Origin of the sequence: Halosimplex rarum, assembly GCF_047715405.1 — an archaeon.
GTDB lineage: Archaea > Halobacteriota > Halobacteria > Halobacteriales > Haloarculaceae > Halosimplex > Halosimplex rarum.
The window spans coordinates 3,780,972-3,799,607 of record NZ_CP180412.1; the positions used below are offsets into that span (position 1 = coordinate 3,780,972).

The following is an 18,636-nucleotide window of genomic DNA, read 5'->3' on the forward strand; positions in this document are numbered from 1 at the left end:
AATCGCGTGGAGAAGCGCCCTGGACGTGCTGTGCCGGTGTTTCAGCAGTGCCCGGAACGGGTCACATAACCTCTCGCTGGCAGGTGCCACAGAGGGCCTCGTCTTTGATGTCGACCTCGCGGACGGTGGGGGAGAAGCTCATCACGCAGCGCTTGTTGTCGCAGTGTTCCAGGCCCATCGTGTGGCCGATCTCGTGGATGACTTCCTTGCGGACGCGGTCGGAGAAGACGTCTTCGTCCGAGCGCCGCGAGATGCCGCCGTCGGAGGAGGTGTTGAGCCGGTAGGTCGAGATGACCGAGCCCTTGCCGTCGAGGTAGGCGAGGCCGAAGACGTAGTTGCGGCGGTGGTAGAACAGGTCCTTCGGGGTGATGGCGATGTTCTTGTCGCCGTCGCCGACGCGGGTGGCGAGTTTGATGAACGCTTCAGCGCTGTACTGGTCGCGACTGCGGTCGTACGCGCCGGAGGGGATCGATTGGGTGTCGTGCATCGTCACGTCGCTCTCGTAGACGGCCCGCAGGCTCGCCGAAGCCTCCCGCTTGACCTCGGCGCGGACGTCACCCACCGGCACGATGTCGACGTGCATACGGGATGCTTATGAGAGGGGACGTGATAAATACCCCGACGTGATCTCCGAGACGCTGGACGCACTGGTCGATCGATTCGCCCCTCACGACGTCGCCGTCGAGGTGGGGATCGGTCGCCGGACCGTCGTCGCCGAGGCGCTCGCCGACGCCGGGACCGACGTGGTTGCAACGGACCGCCGCACCAGACCCGTCCCCGAGAGCGTGCGATTCGTCCGCGACGACGTGACCGATCCCGACCCCTCGGTCTACGCCGACGCGGACCTCCTGTACGCGCTGAACCTCCCGCCCGAGCTCCATCGACCGACGCTGGCCGTCGCCCGCGAGGCCGACGCGACGTTCGCGTTCACGACGCTCGGGACCGACCAGCCGCTCGTGCCCGTCGAGCGTGAGACGCTCCCCGCGGAGACGCTGTTCGTCGCCCGCGGTTGACCCTGTCGACCGCTCGTTCGTCCGATTCCGGCCGTCCCCGCTTTTCCGGCGTTCGCGCGGGGACGAGATGGCGAGTCGGAACGGATTTTTGCGAGGAGCGCTTCCCCGGAGACACTCATGAACGCGGACGCGGTCGTGCTCGACGTCGACGGCGTGCTCGTCGACGTCGCCGACTCCTACCGCCGTGCGATCGTCGAGACAGTCGCGCACGTCTACGACGACACGATCGAGAAGGCCGACATCCAGCAGTTCAAGGACGCCGGAGGGTTCAACAACGACTGGGAACTCACCGACGCCGCGGCGCTGTACGTCCTCGCGCGCCGCGAGGGGCTACAGCTCTCCCTCCCGTCGTTCACCGACCGAGTCGCGGCCACCGGCGGCGGCGTCTCCGCCGCCGAGACGGTCGTCCTCGACGCGCTCGGCCCCGCCGAGCGCGAGCGCGTGATGAGCGAGTGGGACCCCGACCGGCTCCGCGAGGTGTTCCAGCAGCTGTACCTCGGGAGCGAGCTGTACCGCGACCTCGCAGGCGCCGAACCGGACATGGACACGGCGGGGTACATCAACGACGAACCCCGCATCCTCGCGGCCGAGACGATCGAGGCGCTCGAAGCCCGCTACGACGTGGGCGTCCTGACGGGCCGCCCCGCCGCCGAGGCCGACATCGCACTGGATCGCGTGGGCCTCGACGTCTCCGCGGAACACCGCTTCACCATGGACGACTGGGACGAGGGCAAGCCCGACCCGCACGCGCTCGTCACGCTCGCCGAGCGCTTCGACGCCGACTCGGTCGTCTTCGTCGGCGACACGCTCGACGATATCCGCACGGCGGTCAACGCCGCCGAGGCCGACCCCGACCGAACCTATCGCGGCGTCGGCGTGCTCACGGGCGGGCTGACCGGCGAGGACGGCCGACGGAAGTACGAGCGGGCCGGCGCGGCCGCCGTGATCGACGCCGTCAACGACCTGCCGGAACTCCTCGACGGGGTCGACTCCGAGAGCGAGCCCGCCGACGACTGATCGGTGCGAGCGTCGGGCCGTTCGGCTCTCCGGGCGCGGGAATCGACAACGCTTATCCTGATATCGTCCGAGGCATCGGTATGGACATCGCACTGCTGGGCGGCACCGGCGACATCGGCGAGGGACTGGCCCTTCGGTGGGCCTACGACACGTCCCACACCGTGATCATCGGCTCGCGCGACGCCGAGCGCGCCGAGAACAAGGCCGAGGAATACGCGACCGAACTCGACAGCCGCGGCGTCGAGTCGTCGGTCGCCGGTTACGAGAACGGCGAAGCGGCGGCGCGCGCCGACGTGATCGTCTGCGCGGTCCCGGCCTACCACCTCACGGACACCATCGAGGCGGTCGCCGACGACCTCGAGGAGGACGACGTACTCGTCTCGCCGGCCGTCGGGATGAAACGCGACGAAGAGGGCATGCACTACAACAAGCCCGGCGCGGGGAGCGTCACCGCGCTGGCGGCCGGCGCGGCGCCGGACGACGTGTCGGTCGTCGGCGCGTTCCACAACCTCGCCGCCGACCGCCTCGCCAACCTCGACGCCGAACTCGACGTGGACACGCTCGTCGTCGGCGACGACGAGGACGCCGTCGACACCGTCTCCGCGCTCGCCGACGCGATCGACGGCCTGCGCGCCGTCTCCGCCGGCGGCATCGCTAACGCCGCGGAGGTCGAGGCGGTCACGCCGCTGGTCATCAACATCGCGATGAACAACGAGGGTATGCACGACGTCGGCGTGAAGTTCCACTGAGACGGCTCTTCTCCCGAGTTCGTTCCCATCAGGGGAGCGCTTCTATCGTATCGAGCGCCGAGTGAACGGCGTCGGCGCCCTTCTCAATGCGCGCCCGAGCCTCGGCCCCGCTCATGTTCGGCCCCTGGACGCCGAACGCGACGGGCGTGTCGCGGTCGAGACTCACGCGACTCAGTTGCCGGGCCGCCGCGTGCGCGACGACCTGGTCGTGATCAGTGTCGCCAGTGATGACGACGCCGAGGACTGCGACGGCGTCGATGTCGTCGCGGCGGGCGAGTCGGTCGGCGGCCAGGGGCGTGTCGTAGACGCCGGGGACGCCGACTCGTTTCGCCACGCTCGCGTCGCGCTCGTCAGCGGCCGCTCGCGCCTGTGCTTCTAACTCCGCCGCGAGGTCGTCGTAGAACTCCGCGACGACGAGTCCGAGCGTCGACATGGTCGACGGTTCGGACACGTGTATCAAGACCGTTATCGTTAACGGATGTGTTATGCAGGTGGGCCGTCCGAGATCGAATCGATCCGCGCGACTGTCCAGTCGGTGAGCGGAGAGCGGGGACGAGAGGACGGAGAACTGTCGCGATTCAGGCGTTCGCTTGCTGGAGCGCGGTCTCGATGTCGTCGGCCTGCGTGACGCCGACGAAGCGCTCGACGATGCCGTCGTCGTTCTCGACGATGAGCGTCGGGAGCGAGCGGACGTGGTACTCGTTGGCGACGTCCTGCTCCTCGTCGACGTTGATCTTCTCGAACTCGACGTCGCCCCACTCCTCTTCGAGGTCCTCCAAGATAGGGTCCTGCGTCTTGCAGGGGCCGCACCAGTCGGCGTAGAAGTCCTTGAGCGTGACTGTCATGGGTCATCGAATCTTGCGAATCATGGGGGATAAGGGTTTCCACTACCGGCGTTCGCGGCTCGCTGTCGGTCGGTTCGGCGACACGTTCGGGCACCCAGTCGCAGGACGAAAGGCTTAGGCGGACGGCCGCGAGACTGGTTCGTATGAGCAGCAGCGACAGCGGCGGACTGATGTCCAGTGCCGGCCTCGTCCGGTACTTCGACGCCGAGGACCGCAACGCGATCCGCATCGACCCGCGCACGGTCATCGCCTTCGGCGCGCTCTTCGGCTTCCTCGTGCTCGTCCTCCGCGCGACGATCTGAGACTGTCCCGCCCCACCGGTCGCGATCGCCCCCGGCGGCCGCGAACCGCGCCGTCAGTCGTGACCGCGACGTTTTCAAGCCCCGACTGCGAACCCGCGAGCATGCACTTCGACCAGCGGACGCAGGCGGCGCTGCGGGACGCCGGGCTCTCGACCGACGAGATCCGGGAGGTCTCCGAGGCCGTCGTCGAGGCGACCCGCGAGGACGCCGACGCGCTCGAATCGTTCTTCACCGGACTCGACGTCGTCTACTCCGACATGGACCAGGCCCACTCCAGCGCGGAGTTCCCCGAACACGCCGTCGAGTACCTCGATCTCTTCACGCACGCCGACGACATCCGCGGATACCTCCGCTTCGACTCGTGGGGCGTCCCCGTCGAGGGCGGACGGGTGCTGAGCGACGACGTTGTCGAACTGACGCTCGGGTCGACGGTCGACGGCCGGGTCCGATTCGCCGCCGACCGCGACGCGCTATGAGCGACGACGAGGGCGCGTCGGGGAACGACGCCGGCGAGAGCGACGCCGCGAGCCCAGACGACGATGCCGTCGACGGCGTCCCCACCGTCCGCGTCCGCGGCATCTACACGACGGCGCTGACTCGCCTGTTCGAGGACGAGGGCCTCTCGGTCGTCCAGGCCTCGCCGCCGATCCGCGACCGCTTCGCCGACGAGTTCCGGGTCGCGCCCGCGGACGCGTCGGTCTCGACGACCGAGGACAGGCAAGGCGTCGGGATCACCGGCGACGGTACGGCGGTCGCGATCGCTGCGACGGAAGCCCGGTCGGTCGGCCGCGACGCGATGGCGTGGCGCGATCCGACGCCCCGCGGCGCGGTCTGCGCCGGCGAAGTGACGGAGACGCTCGGGAGGGGTGCGGTCGTCGAGCTGGGAGACGGCGCGGCCGAAGACTCGGCTGACGGAGTCGAGGGCGACGAAGGGGCGGGTCTCCCGCCGCTCGCCGGCACTGACCGCGAGGGATTTCTCCCCTACTCCAAGACCGCCGCCCACGTCGAGACGGGTGACCGCTTGCGCGTCCAGGTGAAAGAGGCCGCACCCCCGTGGGGGAACGGCCGACCGGTCCTCGACACGACCGTCCGCGTCCAGCGCGGCCTCGCCGCCCTCGTTCGCGGGTCGTCCCCCGACAGCAACGGGCCGGAACTCGCTGACCTCCTCCCCGTCGATCCGCCCGAGGGCTGGGGGATCGACTGGTCTCCGGTGGCCGACGACGCCGACCTCGACGCGCTCGGCGACGCGCTCGACGGACTCCGCGAGCGAGCGCAGGCCCTCGACGACGCGTTCGCCGACGCACCCGCGCCCGACGACGCCGCACCGCACTGCTACTGGCCGGGCGAGGCGACCGTCTGGGTCTGGTTCGGTCGCGAGTCCCGCTTCGGCCTCGACGAGCGCCGGCGGGCGGTCACGGCGACGATGGGCGGCCACCATCGGACGAAGGCCGCGACCAACAGCGCCAGCGCGGCGGTCGACTTCGTCGAAGCGGTCTGCCCCGACGCGGGCGGGGAGGCGGACTTCCCGTTCGACGCCGTCACGCGACAGTTCGGTCCGATGGAGGGCGACCGCGTCCGGATCGACCACGGCAAGCCCGACGGCCGTCTGTTCTCGCTGGGGACGGGCGAGGTGATCCGCCGCGATTCCGACGGGACGGTCGTCGTCGAGCGGGCGATGTCCGGCCGCGGCACCTACGACGCCCTCGGCGTCGACCAGCAGCCCGGCGACGTCGCGGTGACGAAACTCACCGAGGGGAAGTGGTGGTACCCGACGGTCTATCGGGGCGAGGACGGCGACAAGCGCGGGACGTACGTCAACGTCTGCACACCCGTCGAGGTGTTCCCGTCGGCGGTCCGGTACGTCGACCTCCACGTCGACGTGGTGAAACACGCGGACGGACGGGTCGAGCGCGTCGACGACGACGAACTCGACGCGGCCGTCGACGCCGGCTACGTCCCCGAGGAACTGGCGGAGAAGGCCCGGAGCGTCGCCTCCGCGGTCGAAAACGCCCTCTGACCTGACCGATCAGTCTTCGGGTTCGACCGCGGCGTCGACGCTCCCGAGGAGCCGCCAGGCGCCGATACCGAGCCCCGTCAGCGCCGCGGCCGGACCGAACCCGGGGCCGTCGGCTGCCGTCCCGTCGCCCGTGGTTCCGTCGCCCGTGGTTCCGTCGTCGGTACCGTCCGGATCCGTGCCGCCCGTCCCACCGCCGCTCGCGTCGGTCGGGGTTCGACCGCCCGAGTCGGTCGGCGAGCGCGTCGGGTCGGGCGTCGGCGTCGCGCGGGTCACGTCCGGGAAGACGTAGAGCCGCGCGGGCGCCTCGGGGGCTGAGGGGTTCGCGCGGCTCGACGCGATGACGGCCTCTCCGGGCGCGGCCAGCTGTGCGGTCCAGAAGCTCGTCTCCGACGACCGCCGGAAGTACCGCACCCGCTCGGGGTCGGTCGGGTCCGACAGGTCGTGGACCATTACGCCACCGCGGTACCACGACGAGTAGAGGTGGCCAGCCGCGATCTCGAAGTTGTGGGCGGTCGTCCAGACACCGTTGATGTTCGGGTCCGCGGTCGTCGGCGGGTCGATGGTCGACAGGTGTTCAGGGCGTTCGGGGTCCGACAGGTCGTAGAGGTCGATCCCGCTGGGTCCGCCCGGGTCGTCTGGCCCCGGAGTCGTCTCGTCCTTCCCGAAGTTGGAGTTCCAGGTCTCCTTCCCGACGGCCAGCAGCGACCCGTCGGGGTCGGTCGCGGCGTAGTGGTCGTTGCCCGGCGGTTCCTTGCCCTCGCGGGCGACCGCGAGGCCGCGCAGGTCGGCGAGTTCTTCGGGCGACCGCTCGCGGACGTCCGCGACGTACGTCGGGTTCGCGGGGTCGGAGACGTCGAGGATCCACGTCCCGGCGTCCCAGTACGCGAGGTAGGCGCGCCCGTCGCTGACGAACACGTCGTGGAGTGTCCGGAGCCGCAGCGGAACCGACTCCCACACCGGGTCGTGGTCGAACAGCGACCACCGGGCGACTTCCGCGGGCTCGTCGCGGTCCACGTCGACCACGACCAGCGGGTTGTCGTCGCGGTTGTTCCCGGTGAGGTAGGCGTACCCACCGTCCAGGTCGCAGTTGTGGATTGGATAGGCCGTCTGGAAGGCGCGCAGGAGGTCGGGGTTGGCGGGATCGGACACGTCGTAGAGCGCGATCCCGTGGAAGCCGTCGGGGTCGTAGTTCGCCGGCGCGGCGACGAGCAGGCGCCCGTCGTCGTACTTCACGTCCTGGATCCCCTGCATGACCTGCGTGGTGCCCGGTGGGGAGATGTCACGCTTCTCGACGAGGATTGTAGGCTCGGCGGGGTCGGAGAGGTCCACGGCGGCGAACCCGTCGAACGTGGCGACGAAGGCCGTCTCGCCGTCCGGGGAGGTGACCGCCTCGGTGGCGCCCTCGACGGCGACGCTCCCGACCGGTTCGTAGCCGGAGGTCGGCGTCGCGGCGGCCGCGGTCGGCGTGGGCGTCGGGGTCGACGTTCCGGTCGCCGTCGTCGTGTTCGACTCGGTGGATTTGGTCGGGTGAGCCGTGCCGTCGCGGGAGGACAGGGCGCCGACGGCCGCCGGGACGCCCAGGCTGGCGGTCGCGCGGAGGAACTGGCGTCGGTGCACGTCACCCGCCTAGCGGCCGGCGGGTATCAGTTTCCCGGTGGGACGGTCACTCCCCGTCGTCGGACCCGCGGAGCCGCCAGGCGCCGATACCCAGCGCGGCGATCCCGGAGAGGACGCCCAGCCCGGGGCCGTCCCCGCTGGTGGTGTCCGTCGCGGTCGATTCGTCCGTCGGGGCGTCCGTTCCGGGGTCGGTCCCGCCGGCCATCGGGGTCTCGGTCGCCGTCGACCGCGGCGTCGCGGTCGGCGTGGAGGCGTCCGTCGGCGTGGCTGTCTCGGTGGCCGTCGGGATCTCGGTTCTGGTCGCCGTCGGCGATTCGGTCGGGGCCTCCGTCGCCGTCGTCCGGATGTCGTCGGCCGTCGTACCGCTGCCCGTCCCGGAGTCGACCGACCCGCCCGACGGCGTGACCGTCGCCGTGTTGTCGGTCGGGTCGGGGAAGGTGAAGAACCCGCCCGGGCTGTCGGGCTCGGTCGGATGGGTGTAGCTCGTCGCGATGAAGTACTCGCCCGGAACGCCCACCCGAGCGGTCCAGAAGCTCGTCTCGTCGCCGTTCTCCCAGTGGGCGAGTTCCTCGGGGTTCGCGGGGTCGGAGATGTCGTGGACCTTCACCCCGCCGCGGTACCACGACGAGTAGAGGAAGTCGCCGGCGATCTCGAAGTTGTGCGAGGTGGTGTAGTAGCCGCCGCGGCGGCGCGTCGTCTCCCCTTCCGGGGGCATCGGCGGCTCGATCTCCGACAGCTCCTCGGGATTCGCCGGGTCGGAGATGTCCCAGAGGACGATCCCGCTCGGCCCGCCCAGGTCCTCCTCCTCGGGCTCGTCGGTCTCGATCGACTCGGCCTCGAGGTCCCAGCTCTCGCCGCCGACGGCGAGCAGGTCGCCGTCGTCGTCGGGCTGGACGTAGTGGTCGTTGCCCTCGGGCTCGATGCGGTACTCGGAGATCTTCGTCCGGTCGAGATCCGCTAGCTCCTCGGCGGTGTAGTCGGCCACGTGACCGACGTACTCGGGGTTCGCCGGGTCCGAGACGTCGAGGATCCACGACCCCGCGTCCCAGTACGCCAGGTACGCCCGTCCGTTCTGGACGTACATGTCGTGGAGGTTGCGAAGTCCCCTCGACACGTCCTCGTAGGCGTCGTCGTAGTCGGTGACCGACCACCTGGCGACCGGCTCCGGCTCGTCGGGCGCCACGTGAACGATTTCGAGCTCTGAACCCGTCGTCAGGTACGCGTACTCGCCGTGCAGGTCGGAGTTGTGGATGCTGTAGCTCGTCTCGTAGGTCTTGAGCGGTTCGGGACTGGTCGGGTCGGAGACGTCGTAGAGGGCGATGCCGCGGAACTGGCTCCCTCCCTCGGTCACGAGCATGAGTCGGTCCTGATTGTACTTCAGGTCCAGAATCATCTCGATGGGTCGGCCGTCCGGGCTCTCGATCCCCGTGTAGCTCCCGATCTCTTCCGGATTCTCCGGGTCGTCGCAGTCGACGACGTAGAAGCCGTCGACTCGCGAGGCGAAGGCGTACCGACCGGACGGCTCCATCACGGCCTCGGTGGTCTGATACGCCCCACTACCGTTGGTGACGTCTATCCGCGCGAGCGGCGAGAAGTCGTCGCCGTCGTCCGTGCCGGTCCCGTCGGCGGTCGTCTGCGGGGGCGACGTGGCCGCGGTCGCGGTGGTCGGTTGCGTGGAGGGCGATGCGTCGTCGTCGCTGCCGGCGGCGGAGAGGGCGTTCCCTGCGATCCCCACCAGGCCGGCGGCGCCGACTGCGGAGCGGAGGTATTCACGGCGGCGCATGCGGCCCTACCTCCGTCCGGCGGTCGTTTAGTCTTGCTGATTGATGGGTCCCCCGGCCGCTTCGGCGACTCCCCGGCGGGAACGGCGACGACCCCGGCCGGCGCTCGGCGAGACCGCGCCACGGCCCAGAGCGCGTCGCTTTTCCACGCCCGCGCAGTAGGACCGGTCATGTTCGAGTCACGGCCGGACCGCGACGCGGAGGTGGCGCTGGTCGGCCGGTCCAACGTCGGCAAGTCCACGCTGATGCGCGAGCTCACGGGCCACACGTTCGACACCGGCCAGCGGCCGGGCGTCACCCGCTCGCCCAACCACTACGACTGGGCCAGCCAGGACTTCGTCATCACCGACCTGCCCGGCTTCGGCTTCATGGAAGGCGTCCCCGAGGACGTCCGCGAACAGACCAAGACCGACATCGTCCGCTACATCGAGGAGAACGCCGAGAAGATCCTCGTCGGCGTCCTCGTCGTCGACGGCAAGGCCGCCATCGACATCATCGACCGCCACTCCGGCCCCGACGAGGTCCCCTACGACGTCGAGATGTTCCACTTCCTCCGCGACGTCGGCGTCCCCGTCGTCGTCGCCGTCAACAAGATGGACAAGGTCGACGACCGCGACGAGCGCCTGGACGAACTCTGCGAGCGCCTCGGCCTCCCCACCCCCTGGAAGCAGTGGCAGGACACGATCGCCCCCATCACCGCCAAACGCGGCTCCATCGAACCCATGAACGAAGCCATCCGCCACCACCTCCACGAGGCCGGCCGGGACGACCTCTTCCAATTTTTCTAACCCATCTTTTTCGCGAACGGGTTTCCTCGCGCGCCTGCGGCGCGCTGCGGGAACCCGTCCGCCAAAAACATGGGTGAAAAAGGCGCGGCCTCACTTCGTTCGGCCGCGTGAACCGCGCTCGCTCCGCTCGCGCGGATGCTCCGGATTGACCGTAGACTCCGACTGCTTCTCGGCCAGCCCCCCCGCCCACTACTCCTCGCCTCGTCACTCGATGCATACGCTCCCCTCTCGGCAATCGGAAACTCGAACTTCGAAACATCTGTAAGCGGGGACGAAGACTCGCCGGGACGCGACTACCGCTCGATGACGCCGGCGTTGCCGTCGCCGGGGATGGTGACGTCGTACCCGCTGTCGGTGAACTCGACGGATCCCCCGGGAGCGTCGGACGGTCGGGCCACGCGCCCCACGGCGCTGTCGCTCTCCGACGGACCAGTTTTCACCTCGTAAAAGCGTTAGGAGGTGCTCTTCACGCGGGCGCTCGGCCCGGTGGCCGGGGGATCAGGCGACGTTGAAGCCTTTGTCCCGGAGGAAGTCCTCGACGCGACCCGTGTGGTTGCCCTGGAGTTCGATGGAGCCGTCTTCGACCGTCCCACCGCACGCGAACTTCGATTTCAGGTCAGACGAGAGCGTGTCCATGTCGACGTCCTTGGGGTCGAATCCCTCGATTATCGTTACCTCTTTCCCGTATCGGCGCTCGTCGATGCGGACGCTGATCTCCTGGGAGTCCTTGGCGACGTCCTCGCAGACGCAGAGCTCCTGGGGGAGCCCGCACGTCGAGCACACCTCAGACATCGTCACCCGAGCGGCTCGTTCCGACGGTCACCTGTCTGACGGCCCTGACTTGCGGCGTACTCGCCTTGGGGAGCGAGCAGACTTCCGACATTACGCATCGGCATACGAAATCGACCTATTAAACACTGTCGGGACTCCCCACGGTCGCTCCCGTTTGCGGCGGTCAGACGCCCCGCCACCCGACGATGTCGTCCACCAGCGAGACGGCCTCGTCTGCCTCCTCGCGAGTGACCTTGCCGGCGTAGCGGGCGCGCTCGCGGATGTACGCGACCTGCGTCGCCCGCTCGTCGGCGCCGATGGCCGTGAGGTACTGCCGCGGCGTCTCCTCGGGTCTGCGCGGTCGGTGGCGCTCGGCGAGGACGTACTCCAGGCGCTCGAACGCCCGCTCGGCGTCGGTCTCGGGGTCTCTCGTCGGCTGGTACCGCAGCCAGACCGCCCGGTACGCCCGGCCAGTGAGGCCGCTCCGGCGGAGGCCGACCACCAGTCCCAGCAGGACGATCGCGCCCAGCGTCGCCTCCTCGCGGGTCGGCGGGCGACCGCCGAACGGTCCCGACGATTCGTCGCCGCCGGAGCCGCCCGAACCGTTCGTCGGCGCGGTGGTGACCGACGGATTCGACAGCGTCAGATCCTGTTCGGGCTCCCCGCCGGGGCGAGTGATGCGGTCGGGGATGGTCATCTCGCCGGGCGCCTCCTGGGCGGGCTGTTCGGCCCGCGGCGTCAGCGGCGCCGGCGTCGCGGTCGGCGTCGGCGTCCACTCGTCGCCGCCCGTGTCGGTGAGGTCGACGTCGGTCCGGTTGTTCTCGCGGGCGTTCGTTAGCTCCTGTTGCTCGGCGGCCTGGCGTGGGCCGGCGGGCGTCGGGTCGAAGCGGACCCACCCGACCTCGGGGAAGTACGCCTCGACCCACGCGTGGGCGTTGTACCCGCGGACGACCCACTCGTCTTCGGCGACGCGCTCGCCGGGCGTGTAGCCGACGGCCATGCGCGCGGGGATGTCCTGCGTCCGCAGCATGACGACCATCGTCGTCGCGAAGTAGGTGCAGTAGCCGGCGTCCATCTCGAAGAGGAACTCGTCGGCGACGTTCTTGCGGGGGCGCTGCACGTCCAGCGAGTATCCCTTGTTGTTCTCCAGCCACCGCTCGACGACGCGCGCGGTGTCGTAGGGCGTCTCTGCGCGGGCGGTGATCCGTTCGGTCCGCTCGGCGACGCGGTCGGAGGTGCTCGACGGCAGCCGCGTGTAGCGCTCCGCGACCGAGGAGGGGTAGTCGGTGCCCGCCGCGCGCAGTTCCTCGGCGCTCGCGACGGGGACCTGACTCGTCACGCTGAAGCTATCGCCCTCCGAGAGACTCCCGTCGAGTTCGAGCCCGTCGAGGTCGTTGACCCGCGCGTCGTCGGCGACGCTCTCGCTCACCGAGACGGGTTTCCAGGCAGCGGGGATGACCTCCAGCTCGTCGACGGCGGTGTAGGTCTGCCTGACGGTCTGGCTCCGGCCCGGCGGTCTGTCGAGGCCGCCGCGGTAGGAGTCGGTGCTCCCGGTCCGGACCCAGCCGTCGCCGGTGTAGCGGTCGTAGGTACCGACCTGCCAGTACGACTCGGTGTCGCTCTCGACGCGGAAGCGGACGTCGGGCGACAGCGAGAGGTTGCCGGCGATACCGAGCTGGTTGTCGGCCTCCAGGAGGTTCGCCTCGACGGTCCCGCCGCCGGCGCCGGCCCCGCCGGTCTGGAACCGCGACCACGTGTCTGCGGTCCGCGAGGGGCCGGCGGGCACGACCGGCGCGATCGCCGAGAGGACGATGAGGGCGGCGAGCAACACCGCGAGGGGTTCGGCGGCTTTCAGCGAGTCGCCGCGGCGGTCCATGTCGCCGACGGCGACGGCGACGATGGCGCCGACCACGCCGAGTAGCGTCGTCACCGTCGAGGCGTCGGTGGTCAAGACGAGGAAGGCGAGCGTCCCGCCGCCCGCCAGCACGCCGGCGACGTAACGGCGGCGCATCGCCAGGTACCACGTCAGGAACAGCGGCCCGGGCGAGACGCCCAGCACCCAGAGGTCGACGTTCGTCACCTGCAGCAGCGACCTCCCGGTCATCAGCGCGATGGCGTCGGTCACCAGCGGGATCATCGGCGGCCGGCGCGGCAGACTGAGGACGTACAGTGTCAGCCCCGCGGCGAGCAGGCCCACCGCGACCACCGCCGCCGAGCGGAACCGGATCGAGTCCGACAGCCGCGTCGCCGCCGCCAGCGCCACGGCCGCGACGAGGACGAAGAGGATCGGCTCGCCCGTCACGTCGACGAAGTGGTAGAACACCGAGGCGTACGCGGAGACGAGCAGCGCGATACCGCCGAGCGCGACGGTCCTGACGGGGTCGATCCCGCCCAGGCCGAGCGACGCGCCGCGGGAGCGGGTGTCGGTGCTCACGACTCCACCTCCCGGCGGGCGACCGGGTTCTCGCGGCTGACGGTGATGTCCTCGAACGCGCGGTCGTCGCTCCCGAAGGCGACGCTGACGCCGTCGGCGTCCCCGCGGATCACCACGTCGGCGTCCTCGGTCGCGCCGTCGGGCAGCACGTACGACTTGAACGGCGAGGTGAAGTCGGTGTTCGTCACGGCCAGCGCCTCGAGCAATCGCTGGCGATGCTCGCCACCGCGGCCCATCGGGACCGTCTGCTCCGGGAGCCGCAGTTCGACCGCCAGCCCCGCGTCGAGGGCCATGACGACGACGCTCGCCGCGGCGGCGGCCATCTCGTCGACTGAGCCGGCGTCCGCCGTCGCCGCGACGACGATCCGGTCGTCGTCGACCCGGTTATCCGCGAACTCGGCCACGTAGATGTCGTCCTGGGCCTTCGCGGTCGACTTCCAGTGGACGTCCCGGAGCGGGTCGCCGGGGACGTACTCCCGCAGCGTGTCGAACTCCTGGCGCTCGACCTCCGAGCGCTCCAGGACGTGCCGGAGGATCACGTCCCGCCCGGCGACCTGGTACACCGGCGGGTAGACGAGCACGCGCGTCGTCGACCCGATCTCGTAGGTCGTCTCGACGAGTCCCAGGATGTCGCGCATCCGGACCTCCAGGGGGCCGAGTTCGCGTCGGCCCCGCTCGGCGCACGTCAGCGTGTACGTGAACGTCGTCGGCAGCGTCGCTTCGGCGGTCGCGTCCTCGACCGAGAGCCCCTCGGAGACCGTCTCTTCGATCTCGGCGACGCCGCTCCCCTCGACCTCGACGGTCACCTCGCGGGTGTCGCCGGGGAACGCCGCCGGGACGTAGTCGCGTTCGGCCGTCGGGATCTCGGTGCGCCGCAACTGGACTGCGGAAGCGAGGAGGGCGACCACCGCCGGCGCGGCGATGGCGTTCAGCGCCCGCGCGCCGTACGTGAGCGCGAGTACCTCTGCGAGGACGACGATTCCGAGGACGGCGTAGCCGCGGCGTGTCAGCTCCATCACTCCACGCGGACGGATTCGAGGGCGTTCTCGACGACGGCCCGCGGCGTCGTCTCGTCGGTGCTCGTCCGGATCCGGTGCGGGAAGACCACTTCCGCCTCCGTCTGGACGTCGTCCGGGATCACGTACTCCCGACCCTCCAGGACGGCCCGGCCCTGCGCGGCCCGCAACACCGCGAGTCCGCCGCGGGGGCTCACCCCGAGTTCGGCGTGGCGGCGGGTGAACTGCGCCAGGCGCGTGACGTACTCGCGGACGGACCGCTCGACGGTGACGCCCGCGGCGGCGTCGCGGGCCACCCGCAGGTCGTCGAGCGTCGCCACCGAGTCGAGGTCGTCGATCGGGTGGTGGCCGACCATCCGGTCGAACATCTCCGTCTCCTCGTCGGTGTCGGGGTACCCCAGGCGAAGCTTCTTCATGAACCGGTCGAGTTCGGCCATCGGGAGTTCGTAGGTGCGGTCGCGCTCGACGGTGTTCTGCGTCGCGATGACCGTGAACGGATGCGGCAGGTCGTGGGACTCGCCGTCGACTGTGACCTGCTCTTCCTCCATCGCCTCCAGCAGCGCGGACTGCGTCTTCGGCGGCGCGCGGTTGATCTCGTCGCCGAGGACGACGTTGGCGAACACGGGACCCGGCCGGAAGTCGAAGGTCTCTGACTTCTGGTTGTAGACGTTGACGCCCGTCACGTCGGAGGGAAGCAAGTCGGGAGTGAACTGGACGCGCTTGAACGTGCCCTCGAACGACCGCGAGACGGCACGGGCAAGCATCGTCTTCCCGACCCCGGGCACGTCTTCCAGCAGGATGTGCCCGCGGCCGAGCAGGGCGGTGATGATGTGCTCGATCTCGTGGTGGTGGCCGACGATCACCTCTTCGACGTTCTCGACGACGCGCCCGATAACCGCCTGCGCGTCGTTGACGTCTTCGACCGTGCTCTCCTGGCGACCGGAGACTGTGGTGTCTGTGTCTGTCATAGGTGGCTACGGCTCCGACGCGCCGCCTCGTGTGACTCCACTCGCGACGACCGGTGGGGCGTGGGAGCTGCTCGCACGGGGCGCTCGTCCCGTTGCTAATGGCCGGAGAAACGTAACTTTGCTGCCCACCTGTTTCGCCGGGGGGTCGCCTATGGCGACCACCAGGCCAAAACGTGGGTGAAAAAGCCGACTGCTCGGCCTTCGGCTTCGCGCTCGGGGAACCGGCGCCGTCGGCGCCGGATGCTCAGTACAGGGGACCTATTCACTGGATTCGGATGCGAACGCTCTGAGTCGCCAGGTGAAGATGGCACGCAACACCACCACGAGGCTGTTGCGATGGCCCGTCCCCCAGATGCCCGTCTCGCTGATGCCGTCCGTCGTGTCCCGGTCGACGAGGACACTCACGAGGGCGGTTCGCTTGTCGGTGATGAGCAGGCTTCCGGCTCCCTCATCGGACCACGCCCACAGCGTCTCGAAGAGTTCAACCGTGGGAACCCGCTCCTGTATCTCAGCCTGAACGGATTCGGAAATACCCGCGAGATAGATGTCGACGCCACGCTCTTCGGCCGCCTCCAGGTGGTCGAGGTGCTCGGCAGTGAGGAGTTCGTCGACGGTCATGTAGACGAGTTCGTCTTCGGCGTCGTCGATGAATTCGAGGAGCCGACTGGTGACGGCCTCGTGATCCGTCACCGTCCAGACCCCGAACTCCTCGGGCTGCCGGTCGGCGGGTTCGAGCTGGTGGAACAGTTCGCCCAACTCCGTGATGGTGTTCTCGCGTTGGATGTCGAGTTTGCGGAGGGTACTCTCTCGGGACACCGGCGTGAATCTCTTGGGCGACGAATGTTGTATATCGACCAGTCCAGCCTCGTGGAGGGCGTCGACCGCGTCGTAGACACGGGTGCGAGGCACGTCACTGACCGTTGCGACATCCTTTGCGGTGCCAGTCCCGAGTCGAAGGAGAGAGACGAACGTGTGGGCTTCGTACTCGCTGAAGCCGAACTCTTTGAGCAGACTGGCACACTCGTATTCGAGCTGTTCGGTCGACTTTCCCGCCATACCACCTCGTAGGTGATAGCACCGGAAAAGGAAAGCGGCAGTTCACCTCCGGTGGTTTCCGGGAGCCCCTGCGCCGGAACGGGTTCCGCCGTCGAATGAGACGCGGATGGACTGCTCACGGCTCGAAAGCCCGGCTTACCACTCTTTGCAGTCGGGACAGACGAGCGCGTCGTCCTGTCGCCACCGTCGGTCGACGGTCTCGCCGCAGGCGTCACAGACGCCGCCGTCGCCGCTCCACGTGTACGTCGCCGCGGCCGGTTCGACGGTACCCGGGTCGACGGCCGGTCCGTCGGCGGCCGTCCCGTCGGCAGCGTCGCTGTCGCCGCTCACCGCTCCAGCGTCGTCCGCCGCGGTCTCGTCGTCGCCGTCGCCGCCTTCGTCCATGCCCTCGCCGTCAGGCGATTCTTCGGTCACTGCACGGTCGTCGGACTCGGAACTGGTCGCGCCGGTGTCGGAACCGACCGTCTCGGCGTCGGTCGCGTCGCTCGCGGCGTCGTCCGCCGGTTCGTCGGCGGATTCCGCGGAATCGTCGCCGCCCAGAAAGTCGTCGAGCGACCGATTTCCCATGGAACTCTCTGGTCGTTCGCTCCTCTTATCGGTGACGGGACGCGTCGCGGCGCTCGAACGCGTCGCGGATCCGCTCGCTCACGTCCAACGCCTCCAGTTCGGCTGCGACGTCGAGATCCTCGAACTCCTCCGCGCCCGCCGGGGTCCGCTGTAACACGTTGACGTGGTAGAGATACGACAGCCGCAAGAGCCAGCGAGCGTGCTCGAAGTCGTCGGGGGACTCGACGTACTCCGTCGTCCACCCGGATTCGGACAGCAGGTGGTGAGGCCCGGTTTCGCCGTCATCGACGAGGACGTCCCGTAGCTTCCGGAGGTACGCGATATCGAGCATCCCCCACGCGTGGACGTGTCCGATCTCGCGCGGGCCGACGCGAAACTCCGTTCCGCCGAACCGGTGTTCTCCGACCGCGACGTGCGGCCACTCGTTTACCTCGTCGATGAGCCGTTCGACCGTCTCCGCGACCGCTTCTCGTTCGGACGTCATGCGCGCGCTACGTGCGCGACGGGAATAAACACGTCAGTGGTCCATACACACGCCAGTGGCCCGACCGGACGACGGGCCGAACGCGACGCGCGTGCGCCGACGGGTTACGATCGCGCGTCCTCGACGGCCTCGACGAACGCCGCGGCGGACTCGCGGACGCCGTCCCAGTCCTCGCGTTCGATCGCGTCGTAGTCGACCAGCGCCGACCCGGCACCGACGCCGATGGCGCCGGCCTCGAAGTACTCGGCGACGTTGTCGACCGAGACGCCGCCGGTCGGCATGATCGGCACGTCGCCCAGCGGACCCTGGAGCGCGCCGATGTGGCCCGGGCCGACCGTGGAGGCGGGGAACATCTTCAGGATGTCCGCGCCGGCTTCCATCGCTTGGGCGGCCTCGGTGGGCGTCATGACGCCCGGGATGGCGACGACGCCCTCGCGGTTGCAGACGTCGATGACGTCCTCGTTGAGGTTCGGCGCGAGGACGAACTCCGCGCCGGCCTCGATGACGTTGCGCGCGGCCGCGGCGTCCATCACGGTGCCCGCGCCGACGACGGCGTCGGTGCCCTCCATCGCGCGGTCGACGTCGGCGATCATCTCGCTGCAGCGCTTGGCGTCGGCCGTGACCTCGATAGCCGTCACGCCGCCCTCGTGGATGGCCTCGGCGACCGGCACGATGTCGTCCTCGTCGATCCCGCGCAGGACCGCGGTCACGCCGCTCTCGACGATCTGCTGTCGCACGTCGTCTTTGCTCGTCATGATGCACCCTGCGACCGGCGGGCCCTAAAGGGTATCCAGTCGTCGCTCACTCGTCGGTTCCCGTCTCGGGCTCGTAAGGGCGGGCGATGTCGGACTTCGGCGCGCCCGTCCCCAGCACGCGCACGCTCCCGTCGGCGCTCTCGGGGTTGTACGCGCGGTGGGGGCTCTCGGGTTCGGCGACGAACACCTCGCCGGTCTCGACGACGTACGCCTCGTCGGGCGTCTCGACGTGCAGCGTCCCCGCAATCACGTAGAAGGCTTCCTCTCGCTGGTCGTGGTAGTGGTAGACCCGCGGCAGTTGCTCGCCGGGCGCCATCTCGTAGGTCGCGAGGTGGAGCGCGGCCAGTTCCGCCGCGTCGGAGATACCGCGGCGGTCGCAGGGGTAGTCCGGCGTCGCGTCGAGGTCGTCGGGGTCGATCTGGTGGTAGCCCATGCCCGTGCGTGCGTGGTCGTGGC

At 69.5% G+C, this 18,636-nt stretch carries 22 protein-coding genes; 7 read left to right on the forward strand and 15 right to left on the reverse strand.

Annotation, left to right across the window (positions count from 1 at the left end):
* Positions 1 to 61: 61 nt before the first annotated feature.
* Positions 62 to 583: an archaemetzincin family Zn-dependent metalloprotease gene (locus ACMGFH_RS18080; protein WP_415379874.1), complete on the reverse strand. Its 522-nt coding sequence runs from the start codon at positions 581 to 583 to the stop codon at positions 62 to 64.
* A gap of 40 nt (positions 584 to 623) precedes the next feature.
* Between ACMGFH_RS18080 and ACMGFH_RS18085 the strand changes: the two genes are divergently transcribed.
* The 3 genes from ACMGFH_RS18085 (at position 624) to npdG (ending at position 2,779) form a co-directional block, all read left to right on the forward strand.
* Positions 624 to 1,013, forward strand: a complete 390-nt coding sequence (locus ACMGFH_RS18085; RefSeq protein WP_415379875.1) for a UPF0146 family protein — start codon at positions 624 to 626, stop codon at positions 1,011 to 1,013.
* 117 nt (positions 1,014 to 1,130) lie between these two features.
* Complete coding sequence (locus ACMGFH_RS18090; protein ID WP_415379876.1) at positions 1,131 to 2,030, forward strand: TIGR01548 family HAD-type hydrolase; 900 nt, start codon at positions 1,131 to 1,133, stop codon at positions 2,028 to 2,030.
* Between the two features lie 80 nt (positions 2,031 to 2,110).
* Positions 2,111 to 2,779 carry an NADPH-dependent F420 reductase gene (npdG, locus tag ACMGFH_RS18095; protein ID WP_415379877.1) on the forward strand — a complete coding sequence of 223 codons (669 nt, stop codon included), beginning with the start codon at positions 2,111 to 2,113 and terminating at the stop codon, positions 2,777 to 2,779.
* Between the two features lie 28 nt (positions 2,780 to 2,807).
* Here the strand turns inward: npdG and ribH are convergent, their stop codons facing one another.
* On the reverse strand, positions 2,808 to 3,212 hold the full coding sequence (gene ribH, locus ACMGFH_RS18100) for a 6,7-dimethyl-8-ribityllumazine synthase (protein ID WP_415379879.1): 405 nt from the start codon (positions 3,210 to 3,212) through the stop codon (positions 2,808 to 2,810).
* A 145-nt stretch (positions 3,213 to 3,357) separates the two neighbouring features.
* Positions 3,358 to 3,624, reverse strand: coding sequence for a thioredoxin family protein (locus ACMGFH_RS18105; protein ID WP_415379880.1), 267 nt, complete (start codon positions 3,622 to 3,624; stop codon positions 3,358 to 3,360).
* Between the two features lie 143 nt (positions 3,625 to 3,767).
* Here ACMGFH_RS18105 and ACMGFH_RS18110 point away from each other — a divergent pair, with 143 nt between their 5' ends.
* The 3 genes from ACMGFH_RS18110 to ACMGFH_RS18120 all read left to right on the forward strand — a co-directional run bounded on the left by ACMGFH_RS18110 (position 3,768) and on the right by ACMGFH_RS18120 (position 5,943).
* On the forward strand, positions 3,768 to 3,926 hold the full coding sequence (locus ACMGFH_RS18110; protein ID WP_415379881.1) for a preprotein translocase subunit Sec61beta: 159 nt from the start codon (positions 3,768 to 3,770) through the stop codon (positions 3,924 to 3,926).
* Between the two features lie 101 nt (positions 3,927 to 4,027).
* Positions 4,028 to 4,402 (forward strand): hypothetical protein, encoded by a 375-nt coding sequence (locus ACMGFH_RS18115; RefSeq protein ID WP_415379882.1) that lies wholly within the window; start codon positions 4,028 to 4,030, stop codon positions 4,400 to 4,402.
* Positions 4,399 to 5,943 (forward strand): DUF402 domain-containing protein, encoded by a 1,545-nt coding sequence (locus ACMGFH_RS18120; protein WP_415379883.1) that lies wholly within the window; start codon positions 4,399 to 4,401, stop codon positions 5,941 to 5,943. The genes ACMGFH_RS18115 and ACMGFH_RS18120 overlap by 4 nt, the downstream gene beginning before the upstream one ends.
* 9 nt (positions 5,944 to 5,952) lie before the next feature.
* Here the strand turns inward: ACMGFH_RS18120 and ACMGFH_RS18125 are convergent, their stop codons facing one another.
* Complete coding sequence (locus tag ACMGFH_RS18125; RefSeq protein WP_415379884.1) at positions 5,953 to 7,560, reverse strand: LVIVD repeat-containing protein; 1,608 nt, start codon at positions 7,558 to 7,560, stop codon at positions 5,953 to 5,955.
* Between the two features lie 46 nt (positions 7,561 to 7,606).
* Positions 7,607 to 9,343, reverse strand: a complete 1,737-nt coding sequence (locus tag ACMGFH_RS18130) for a hypothetical protein (protein ID WP_415379885.1) — start codon at positions 9,341 to 9,343, stop codon at positions 7,607 to 7,609.
* A gap of 168 nt (positions 9,344 to 9,511) precedes the next feature.
* Here ACMGFH_RS18130 and engB point away from each other — a divergent pair, with 168 nt between their 5' ends.
* The gene (engB, locus tag ACMGFH_RS18135; RefSeq protein ID WP_415379886.1) at positions 9,512 to 10,129 is read left to right on the forward strand and encodes a GTP-binding protein EngB; all 618 of its coding nucleotides are present in this window, start codon (positions 9,512 to 9,514) and stop codon (positions 10,127 to 10,129) included.
* Between the two features lie 293 nt (positions 10,130 to 10,422).
* Here the strand turns inward: engB and ACMGFH_RS18140 are convergent, their stop codons facing one another.
* From ACMGFH_RS18140 to ACMGFH_RS18185, 10 genes are all read right to left on the reverse strand, one after another.
* On the reverse strand, positions 10,423 to 10,569 hold the full coding sequence (locus ACMGFH_RS18140; protein ID WP_415379887.1) for a hypothetical protein: 147 nt from the start codon (positions 10,567 to 10,569) through the stop codon (positions 10,423 to 10,425).
* Between the two features lie 58 nt (positions 10,570 to 10,627).
* Positions 10,628 to 10,921, reverse strand: coding sequence for a stress response translation initiation inhibitor YciH (yciH, locus tag ACMGFH_RS18145; RefSeq protein WP_415379888.1), 294 nt, complete (start codon positions 10,919 to 10,921; stop codon positions 10,628 to 10,630).
* 163 nt (positions 10,922 to 11,084) lie between these two features.
* Positions 11,085 to 13,334, reverse strand: coding sequence for a transglutaminase TgpA family protein (locus ACMGFH_RS18150; RefSeq protein WP_415379889.1), 2,250 nt, complete (start codon positions 13,332 to 13,334; stop codon positions 11,085 to 11,087).
* Positions 13,331 to 14,350, reverse strand: a complete 1,020-nt coding sequence (locus ACMGFH_RS18155; RefSeq protein WP_415379890.1) for a DUF58 domain-containing protein — start codon at positions 14,348 to 14,350, stop codon at positions 13,331 to 13,333. Before ACMGFH_RS18155 ends, ACMGFH_RS18150 begins: the two co-directional genes overlap by 4 nt.
* Positions 14,350 to 15,318, reverse strand: coding sequence for an AAA family ATPase (locus tag ACMGFH_RS18160; RefSeq protein ID WP_415379891.1), 969 nt, complete (start codon positions 15,316 to 15,318; stop codon positions 14,350 to 14,352). The genes ACMGFH_RS18155 and ACMGFH_RS18160 overlap by 1 nt, the downstream gene beginning before the upstream one ends.
* Positions 15,319 to 15,576: 258 nt before the next feature.
* Positions 15,577 to 16,374 carry a TrmB family transcriptional regulator gene (locus ACMGFH_RS18165; RefSeq protein WP_415379892.1) on the reverse strand — a complete coding sequence of 266 codons (798 nt, stop codon included), beginning with the start codon at positions 16,372 to 16,374 and terminating at the stop codon, positions 15,577 to 15,579.
* Between the two features lie 135 nt (positions 16,375 to 16,509).
* Positions 16,510 to 16,941 carry a hypothetical protein gene (locus ACMGFH_RS18170; protein ID WP_415379893.1) on the reverse strand — a complete coding sequence of 144 codons (432 nt, stop codon included), beginning with the start codon at positions 16,939 to 16,941 and terminating at the stop codon, positions 16,510 to 16,512.
* 25 nt (positions 16,942 to 16,966) lie between these two features.
* A complete protein-coding gene (locus ACMGFH_RS18175) occupies positions 16,967 to 17,425 on the reverse strand; it encodes a luciferase family protein (protein WP_415379894.1) in 459 nt (152 codons plus the stop codon).
* Between the two features lie 104 nt (positions 17,426 to 17,529).
* A complete protein-coding gene (locus ACMGFH_RS18180; protein ID WP_415379895.1) occupies positions 17,530 to 18,180 on the reverse strand; it encodes a bifunctional 4-hydroxy-2-oxoglutarate aldolase/2-dehydro-3-deoxy-phosphogluconate aldolase in 651 nt (216 codons plus the stop codon).
* A 46-nt stretch (positions 18,181 to 18,226) separates the two neighbouring features.
* Positions 18,227 to 18,613, reverse strand: coding sequence for a cupin domain-containing protein (locus ACMGFH_RS18185; RefSeq protein ID WP_415379897.1), 387 nt, complete (start codon positions 18,611 to 18,613; stop codon positions 18,227 to 18,229).
* Between the last annotated feature and the right edge of the window lie 23 nt (positions 18,614 to 18,636).

What these genes read in the sequence shown, in the direction of transcription:
- ACMGFH_RS18130 (WP_415379885.1), bottom strand. Translation starts at nt 9,343, where the DNA reads ATGCGCCGCCGTGAATACCTCCGCTCCGCAGTCGGCGCCGCCGGCCTG.
- ACMGFH_RS18165 (WP_415379892.1), bottom strand. Translation starts at nt 16,374, where the DNA reads ATGGCGGGAAAGTCGACCGAACAGCTCGAATACGAGTGTGCCAGTCTG.
- ACMGFH_RS18090 (WP_415379876.1), top strand. Translation starts at nt 1,131, where the DNA reads ATGAACGCGGACGCGGTCGTGCTCGACGTCGACGGCGTGCTCGTCGAC.
- ACMGFH_RS18110 (WP_415379881.1), top strand. Translation starts at nt 3,768, where the DNA reads ATGAGCAGCAGCGACAGCGGCGGACTGATGTCCAGTGCCGGCCTCGTC.
- ribH (WP_415379879.1), bottom strand. Translation starts at nt 3,212, where the DNA reads ATGTCGACGCTCGGACTCGTCGTCGCGGAGTTCTACGACGACCTCGCG.
- ACMGFH_RS18120 (WP_415379883.1), top strand. Translation starts at nt 4,399, where the DNA reads ATGAGCGACGACGAGGGCGCGTCGGGGAACGACGCCGGCGAGAGCGAC.
- ACMGFH_RS18115 (WP_415379882.1), top strand. Translation starts at nt 4,028, where the DNA reads ATGCACTTCGACCAGCGGACGCAGGCGGCGCTGCGGGACGCCGGGCTC.
- ACMGFH_RS18185 (WP_415379897.1), bottom strand. Translation starts at nt 18,613, where the DNA reads ATGGGCTACCACCAGATCGACCCCGACGACCTCGACGCGACGCCGGAC.
- ACMGFH_RS18160 (WP_415379891.1), bottom strand. Translation starts at nt 15,318, where the DNA reads ATGACAGACACAGACACCACAGTCTCCGGTCGCCAGGAGAGCACGGTC.
- yciH (WP_415379888.1), bottom strand. Translation starts at nt 10,921, where the DNA reads ATGTCTGAGGTGTGCTCGACGTGCGGGCTCCCCCAGGAGCTCTGCGTC.
- ACMGFH_RS18175 (WP_415379894.1), bottom strand. Translation starts at nt 17,425, where the DNA reads ATGACGTCCGAACGAGAAGCGGTCGCGGAGACGGTCGAACGGCTCATC.
- ACMGFH_RS18170 (WP_415379893.1), bottom strand. Translation starts at nt 16,941, where the DNA reads ATGGGAAATCGGTCGCTCGACGACTTTCTGGGCGGCGACGATTCCGCG.
- engB (WP_415379886.1), top strand. Translation starts at nt 9,512, where the DNA reads ATGTTCGAGTCACGGCCGGACCGCGACGCGGAGGTGGCGCTGGTCGGC.
- ACMGFH_RS18105 (WP_415379880.1), bottom strand. Translation starts at nt 3,624, where the DNA reads ATGACAGTCACGCTCAAGGACTTCTACGCCGACTGGTGCGGCCCCTGC.
- ACMGFH_RS18080 (WP_415379874.1), bottom strand. Translation starts at nt 583, where the DNA reads ATGCACGTCGACATCGTGCCGGTGGGTGACGTCCGCGCCGAGGTCAAG.
- ACMGFH_RS18155 (WP_415379890.1), bottom strand. Translation starts at nt 14,350, where the DNA reads ATGGAGCTGACACGCCGCGGCTACGCCGTCCTCGGAATCGTCGTCCTC.
- npdG (WP_415379877.1), top strand. Translation starts at nt 2,111, where the DNA reads ATGGACATCGCACTGCTGGGCGGCACCGGCGACATCGGCGAGGGACTG.
- ACMGFH_RS18180 (WP_415379895.1), bottom strand. Translation starts at nt 18,180, where the DNA reads ATGACGAGCAAAGACGACGTGCGACAGCAGATCGTCGAGAGCGGCGTG.